Source organism: Buttiauxella sp. B2 (assembly GCF_006376615.1).
Classification (GTDB): Bacteria; Pseudomonadota; Gammaproteobacteria; order Enterobacterales; family Enterobacteriaceae; genus Buttiauxella.
The window spans coordinates 1-3074 of record NZ_VEXQ01000062.1 but is presented as its reverse complement, the minus strand read 5'-3'; the positions used below and the strand labels follow the sequence as shown (position 1 = coordinate 3074).

Here is a 3074-nt window from a genome sequence, read left to right as displayed (position 1 = left end):
TTGCTCTTTAAAAATCTGGAACAAGCTGAAAATTGAAACGACACACTGTTTCCTTTCTCCGTAATAAGAAAGGAAGGTAAGTGTGTTCGAGTCTCTCAAATTTTTGCGACCTTGATTGTGTCTTACGAGACACCTTCGGGTTGTGAGGTTAAGCGACTAAGCGTACACGGTGGATGCCCTGGCAGTCAGAGGCGATGAAGGACGTGCTAATCTGCGATAAGCGTCGGTAAGGTGATATGAACCGTTATAACCGACGATTTCCGAATGGGGAAACCCAGTGTGATTCGTCACACTATCGTTAAGTGAATACATAGCTTAACGAAGCGAACCGGGGGAACTGAAACATCTAAGTACCCCGAGGAAAAGAAATCAACCGAGATTCCCCCAGTAGCGGCGAGCGAACGGGGAGCAGCCCAGAGTCTGAATCAGTTTGTGTATTAGTGGAAGCGTCTGGAAAGTCGCAGGGTACAGGGTGATACTCCCGTACACAAAAATGCACATGCTGTGAACTCGAAGAGTAGGGCGGGACACGTGGTATCCTGTCTGAATATGGGGGGACCATCCTCCAAGGCTAAATACTCCTGACTGACCGATAGTGAACCAGTACCGTGAGGGAAAGGCGAAAAGAACCCCGGCGAGGGGAGTGAAACAGAACCTGAAACCGTGTACGTACAAGCAGTGGGAGCCTCTTTTATGGGGTGACTGCGTACCTTTTGTATAATGGGTCAGCGACTTATATTCTGTAGCAAGGTTAACCGTATAGGGGAGCCGCAGGGAAACCGAGTCTTAACTGGGCGTTAAGTTGCAGGGTATAGACCCGAAACCCGGTGATCTAGCCATGGGCAGGTTGAAGGTTGGGTAACACTAACTGGAGGACCGAACCGACTAATGTTGAAAAATTAGCGGATGACTTGTGGCTGGGGGTGAAAGGCCAATCAAACCGGGAGATAGCTGGTTCTCCCCGAAAGCTATTTAGGTAGCGCCTCGTGAACTCATCTTCGGGGGTAGAGCACTGTTTCGACTAGGGGGCCATCCCGGCTTACCAACTCGATGCAAACTCCGAATACCGAAGAATGTTATCACGGGAGACACACGGCGGGTGCTAACGTCCGTCGTGAAGAGGGAAACAACCCAGACCGCCAGCTAAGGTCCCAAAGTCATGGTTAAGTGGGAAACGATGTGGGAAGGCACAGACAGCCAGGATGTTGGCTTAGAAGCAGCCATCATTTAAAGAAAGCGTAATAGCTCACTGGTCGAGTCGGCCTGCGCGGAAGATGTAACGGGGCTAAACCATGCACCGAAGCTGCGGCAGCGACGCTTATGCGTTGTTGGGTAGGGGAGCGTTCTGTAAGCCGTTGAAGCTGGACTGTGAGGTCTGGTGGAGGTATCAGAAGTGCGAATGCTGACATAAGTAACGATAAAGCGGGTGAAAAACCCGCTCGCCGGAAGACCAAGGGTTCCTGTCCAACGTTAATCGGGGCAGGGTGAGTCGACCCCTAAGGCGAGGCCGAAAGGCGTAGTCGATGGGAAACAGGTTAATATTCCTGTACTCGGTGTTACTGCGAAGGGGGGACGGAGAGGGCTATGTTAGCCGGGCGACGGTTGTCCCGGTTTAAGCATGTAGGCGGGAAGTTTAGGTAAATCCGGACTTCTGTATAACGCTGAGGTGTGATGACGAGGCACTACGGTGCTGAAGTAACAAATGCCGCACTTCCAGGAAAAGCCTCTAAGCATCAGGTAACATCAAATCGTACCCCAAACCGACACAGGTGGTCAGGTAGAGAATACCAAGGCGCTTGAGAGAACTCGGGTGAAGGAACTAGGCAAAATGGTGCCGTAACTTCGGGAGAAGGCACGCTGTCGGTAGGTGAAGTCCCTTGCGGATGGAGCTGAAGGCAGTCGAAGATACCAGCTGGCTGCAACTGTTTATTAAAAACACAGCACTGTGCAAACACGAAAGTGGACGTATACGGTGTGACGCCTGCCCGGTGCCGGAAGGTTAATTGATGGGGTTAAGCGCAAGCTGAAGCTCTTGATCGAAGCCCCGGTAAACGGCGGCCGTAACTATAACGGTCCTAAGGTAGCGAAATTCCTTGTCGGGTAAGTTCCGACCTGCACGAATGGCGTAATGATGGCCAGGCTGTCTCCACCCGAGACTCAGTGAAATTGAAATCGCTGTGAAGATGCAGTGTACCCGCGGCAAGACGGAAAGACCCCGTGAACCTTTACTATAGCTTGACACTGAACACTGGTCCTTGATGTGTAGGATAGGTGGGAGGCTTTGAAGCGAGGACGCCAGTTCTTGTGGAGCCAACCTTGAAATACCACCCTTTAATGGCTGGTGTTCTAACGTAGACCCGTGATCCGGGTTGCGGACAGTGTCTGGTGGGTAGTTTGACTGGGGCGGTCTCCTCCTAAAGCGTAACGGAGGAGCACGAAGGTTAGCTAATCACGGTCGGACATCGTGAGGTTAGTGCAAAGGCATAAGCTAGCTTGACTGCGAGAGTGACGGCTCGAGCAGGTACGAAAGTAGGTCTTAGTGATCCGGTGGTTCTGAATGGAAGGGCCATCGCTCAACGGATAAAAGGTACTCCGGGGATAACAGGCTGATACCGCCCAAGAGTTCATATCGACGGCGGTGTTTGGCACCTCGATGTCGGCTCATCACATCCTGGGGCTGAAGTAGGTCCCAAGGGTATGGCTGTTCGCCATTTAAAGTGGTACGCGAGCTGGGTTTAGAACGTCGTGAGACAGTTCGGTCCCTATCTGCCGTGGGCGCTGGAGAATTGAGGGGGGCTGCTCCTAGTACGAGAGGACCGGAGTGGACGCATCACTGGTGTTCGGGTTGTCATGCCAATGGCATTGCCCGGTAGCTAAATGCGGAAAAGATAAGCGCTGAAAGCATCTAAGCGCGAAACTTGCCCCGAGATGAGTTCTCCCTGACTCCTTGAGAGTCCTGAAGGAACGTTGAAGACTACGACGTTGATAGGCTGGGTGTGTAAGCGTAGCGATACGTTGAGCTAACCAGTACTAATGAACCGTGAGGCTTAACCTTACAACACCGAAGGTGTTTT

1 rRNA gene is annotated in these 3074 nt (G+C 52.0%); it reads left to right on the top strand.

Going from position 1 to position 3074, the window contains the following annotated elements:
- Positions 1–146: 146 nt before the first annotated feature.
- A 23S ribosomal RNA gene (locus tag FH968_RS23445) occupies positions 147–3055 on the top strand.
- Positions 3056–3074: the final 19 nt, after the last annotated feature.